This window comes from Photobacterium sp. OFAV2-7 (assembly GCF_022347985.1).
Classification (GTDB): Bacteria; Pseudomonadota; Gammaproteobacteria; order Enterobacterales; family Vibrionaceae; genus Photobacterium.
Window position 1 is genome coordinate 1 of the sequence record NZ_JAKRFQ010000445.1, and the last position, 4,127, is coordinate 4,127.

Genomic DNA, 4,127 nt, shown 5'->3' on the forward strand with positions numbered 1-4,127 from the left:
GCTGAATTATTGTGCGAGAAGAAAATTGATACAGTATGGCCTGCACCAGCAGTAATTTTGGGTGATAATTCTTCTAGGTATGACCCGAAAGGGTAGCTTAAGCCATAAATACAAAGCACTAACAGATACTTATGATAATTATTGATGATGTGGTTTCTATATTTGTCAAAAGAGAACAAGGAAAAACCAACTAATATAAAAAGAGATTCAATTATATTGGTTGCATCACGAAGCGCCCAAATTCCATTGATGTTCAAATAATAAAGTGCACTGGTTATTCCGACTAACCACCATAATATGAATGGAAGCGGGTTCAATGTCTGTGAAAATCTTTTCAGCACTAACGGGATATTGGCAGTCGCTAGAAAAAGCATTAGCGCCAATTCTGCCAGAGGAATAGGACCAATACGAACCTGCATAAAGCCGTAATTTAAGATAAGAAGGCCCGATAAAACAAATAATATAAAGTTGATTCTTAGCGCAATCATTATGCCTCTGGTTTCGTTATATAGGTAGTCTTGAACTATGTATACAAGAACCTGAATGAGTAAAACTAGCTGATGCTGCCGTAGATAGAACTGACTAGAATTGGCCAACCAAAACTTTTTGCCTGCTCTGTAGCTCCCTGAGATAGCTTCATTTGATGCTGCGGTGAGTGAAAGAGATTAGATAGCGCTTCACTCAAGGCGAAAACAACTTCTTTTTCTGAACGATCTGTGGTGTCTATTTTATACCCGCAGCTGGAATTGACTGTACAACCAGGTCCGCCCAAATCGAGACAAACTACAGGTAGGCCGCTGTTCATTGCTTCAAGTACGACCATTCCACCTGAGTCATGCAAACTGGGAAATAGCAGTGCATGGTGCTGTTGATAGACTTTATCTAGCTCACTTCGCGGAAGCCACTTCTGCCATTCAACGGCATGGTCAATGTTTAGGTGTCGGGCTAGCTTTCTAAGTCTTTTTTCTTCAGGGCCTCTGCCAACTATGGTTAACCTTGAGTCTGGCGATCCCTTGAGGAAGTGTGAAAAACTACGAAGTGCAAGATGCACACCTTTCCAGTAGAGTAGCTGTCCAACATACAAAACGCGCACCGGCCCAATACTTTCGCTAGATAATTCATGATGATGGTTAGGATGTTGGCTATCTGTCCCAATTGCTAGTTTTACCACTGTCTTTTCTTGATAACGCTTTGGAATCAGCCTGCGTGATTGTTCTGAAGTAACATAAATGATCTCTGCGGAATGAAAAGTTATTCTCATTAACGGCGATATCTTGACGTAAGCGTTAGCTAAATCACGGAAAGCATCAACAAACCAACCACGCCATGGGAAAGCTTTCCTAAGTATCATTGGCGCTTGTTCACCGCCTGCTACCGGACCAAAGATGAAAGGGCTCCCTAACAAACCCAGAAAGCTTGGCTGCCTAACACTGACAAAGGTGACATGATGAATGACATCGAATGTTATGTTCTTTACAAGGCTGCGAGCGAGAGTAAAAATACCGACTTGCCATAAGAAGTAGTAGAGATGAACCCCCAGGAACTTTTTTTTGCACTGTTGGATCCATCTGGGAAGATCATAATATATAAAATGTAAATTATCTCTGGGGTTAGCCTCCATTTCTTTTTCTATGGAGTCTCTGTTATTAGTTCGAGTGATCACCCACACTTCGTTCTTTTGTGCTGAAAGCTCTGTTGCCCAATTCCAGCCAACTCCAGGCTCAGAGCCTTTGTCGGGTTCACAAGCGTAAGCTGATAATAAAATTCTCATTGCTTAATAATCCTGCTAATAGTCTGAATGAGATAGTTTTTATAATGCTCATCGGTATTTTTTGAGTTGTTTAGCGATGAGAAAAGAATGTATAAAAGCACCAGGCTTTTGACATCTACGTCAGTAATCCCGCATTTTTCCATATAGCTATGAGTCAAACTATTTGATAGCAAATCAGTGATTAGCTCGGGAGTATTAAACAAGTGAGCCTGAATGAGATAAAAATGAGAGATATCCCAAAGCGGCAAGCCATCGATTCTGGCATCTTCCCAATCTATGACGGCAATCTCCTGTTTATCTAGATTACTTTGTACTTTGATATTCCAGGGGGCGAAGTCACCGTGTACCAGTAGTAAAGGGATCAAGCTATTACCCTTGATGTATGAAATCCCTTGCTCCAATCGATCTTGCTGAGATCTTGTGAACTTATCCCTGTTACTTTCTAGACGCTCTGCTAACTGTGTATTTTGTTGATCCAGCGTTATATGTTCACCGTTGTGCGGCAATTGCAATAACCAATTAATATGTAGCTGAGAAAACTTTTTTGATGAAGGTTTACCGGAAACAACACTTTGCCAGCTTTGCTGTTTATGTTCATCAATTGCCAATAGGCGAGGGATGTTTTTTACGCCGGTATGTGATAAATAATCAAGCATTCTTGCTTCTTTTAGTACACTACTAGCACCACCTTCTGACAGCGCTGTTTTCATTACAGAGACGGCCTCACCACTGGTTGTGTTGATTAAAGTTGCGACTGCTTTTTGCTGATATCCAGGGGTTCCTACGTAAATCACAGGTATGAGTTCATCGTCATTTCCAGGTACTTTGCAATTGTTGAACGGTGCGTTTACTACGCCGATAGAAGGAACCATAGAAATAAGATTCAAAGAGTATAATTTCTGTATTAATATCCATTTCAACAAAGATAACAGGCTGTATGGTTGCCAGTCTTTTAATACACAGCAGGCAAGGTTACTGTTATCAGGTAGCAGCCACCGGGGCCCGTTGTTTCCCGGAATGATAAAAAAGTGTCTGCAACCCTCTTCTTTAGTCAGTCCTTGCGTCTCTCGGGTGAAAGAAGAGCCTATCTTAATTAAAATTGAGGATGCGGTAAGTATCTTTTCCATATTATTTAATCACCGTACACTTTGTTTTTTCTTCTTTATCTAAGCGTGTTTAATGTTAATTGTTGTAAGATGATGGTCTTTTGTGAGTGAGCATGTTGTTTTATATCATTCGGTTCTTTTGCTTTTTACTTAGATGATTAATAACGGCCGCACGTGCTTTATCGGCAGTCTCATCAACGCTGACAGAGGAATCGAGCACTATAGTGTTGGAATGTTTTTCTGCAAAAGTAAGGTATTCTATTCTTTGTTTTTTGATTTCTTCGAGTGAAACTTCCTGTTTTCTTTTATATATGACTTCTGCTGGTGCATCGAGAATGATGCAAAGCCCAGGTTTAGGAATTAGTTTTCCTACCAACTTAGCGAACCAGATTGGAGCGCCGAACCTGTATCGTTTAGGGTCTAGGTATACGTCATAGTAATATCTATCCCATATGAGCAGTGTTAAGTTCTTATGACCATGAAAAAATAGATGTAACCAGTACGATATCATCCAGTAGGTTATCTTTGCAGCTGACAATGTTGATGATCTTGCTGGAAGAGCATGTGGGTTTTCGACGGGTACACTCGTTTCTTCTTTGGTTTTGCCAAAGAGAGACTTTAGGCTGGGTTTCAAATGAATGTAAGCAATGTTTTTCGTTGATTGCTCAAGATCTTGAGATATTGCTGAAATTATGGTGGATTTACCAGAACCATCAGAACCAAGAAGACATATCGAGTCTCTAGCGTAAGGTGTGAACCTTATTTTTAATTCGCTGAAATAATGACTATATAGAGAGTTTATCGTTTTTAGAGGTGTTGATAACAAACTACTAACGAATAACTTTGTTTTGATCTTTGGTAGTAGAGAGTAAAGTTTATTTTTGTTATTAATAATTACGCTATCCATTAACTCTTTGGAAGTATATTGGTCTAAGAATAAGCCTAATGATTCTGATATCTTATCGTAGTTGTCTTTAAAGGAATTCTTCACTTCATCTAGATTTTCTTCTTTAGTCAAACTTCCATCAAAATATCTGGAAAAAAATGAGATAATTGCCTTGTGATGTTCAGCAGGATTTTTGATTAATTTATTTGTTCCACCAACATTACGGCAATCATTTAGAACTTCTTTAGATGAAAGATAAGGGATACCCTTCCAGCTAAGAGAGGTGACAAATTCAATTTGGATAGCTGTATTATTTACACCCCAATTAATGCCATTTATACAAACAGAAGTGGCATGTTGTTTT

General features: G+C 39.3%; 4 protein-coding genes. All 4 read right to left on the minus strand.

The window, feature by feature from the left end; translation table 11 throughout:
• The coding region (locus MHN01_RS18630; RefSeq protein WP_239412721.1) for a hypothetical protein at positions 1-488 on the minus strand (488 nt) is incomplete at its 3' end.
• A 65-nt stretch (positions 489-553) separates the two neighbouring features.
• A complete protein-coding gene (locus MHN01_RS18635) occupies positions 554-1,771 on the minus strand; it encodes a glycosyltransferase family 4 protein (protein WP_239412722.1) in 1,218 nt (405 codons plus the stop codon).
• Complete coding sequence (locus MHN01_RS18640) at positions 1,768-2,898, minus strand: aminoglycoside phosphotransferase family protein (protein WP_239412723.1); 1,131 nt, start codon at positions 2,896-2,898, stop codon at positions 1,768-1,770. Before MHN01_RS18640 ends, MHN01_RS18635 begins: the two co-directional genes overlap by 4 nt.
• Positions 2,899-2,998: 100 nt before the next feature.
• Positions 2,999-4,127, minus strand: a 1,129-nt coding sequence (locus MHN01_RS18645; RefSeq protein WP_239412724.1) for a hypothetical protein, incomplete at its 5' end; no start/stop codon positions are given.

Excerpts from the sequence above, each read along its gene's own strand:
- MHN01_RS18635 (WP_239412722.1), bottom strand. The coding sequence starts at position 1,771 with ATGAGAATTTTATTATCAGCTTACGCTTGTGAACCCGACAAAGGCTCT.
- MHN01_RS18640 (WP_239412723.1), bottom strand. The coding sequence starts at position 2,898 with ATGGAAAAGATACTTACCGCATCCTCAATTTTAATTAAGATAGGCTCT.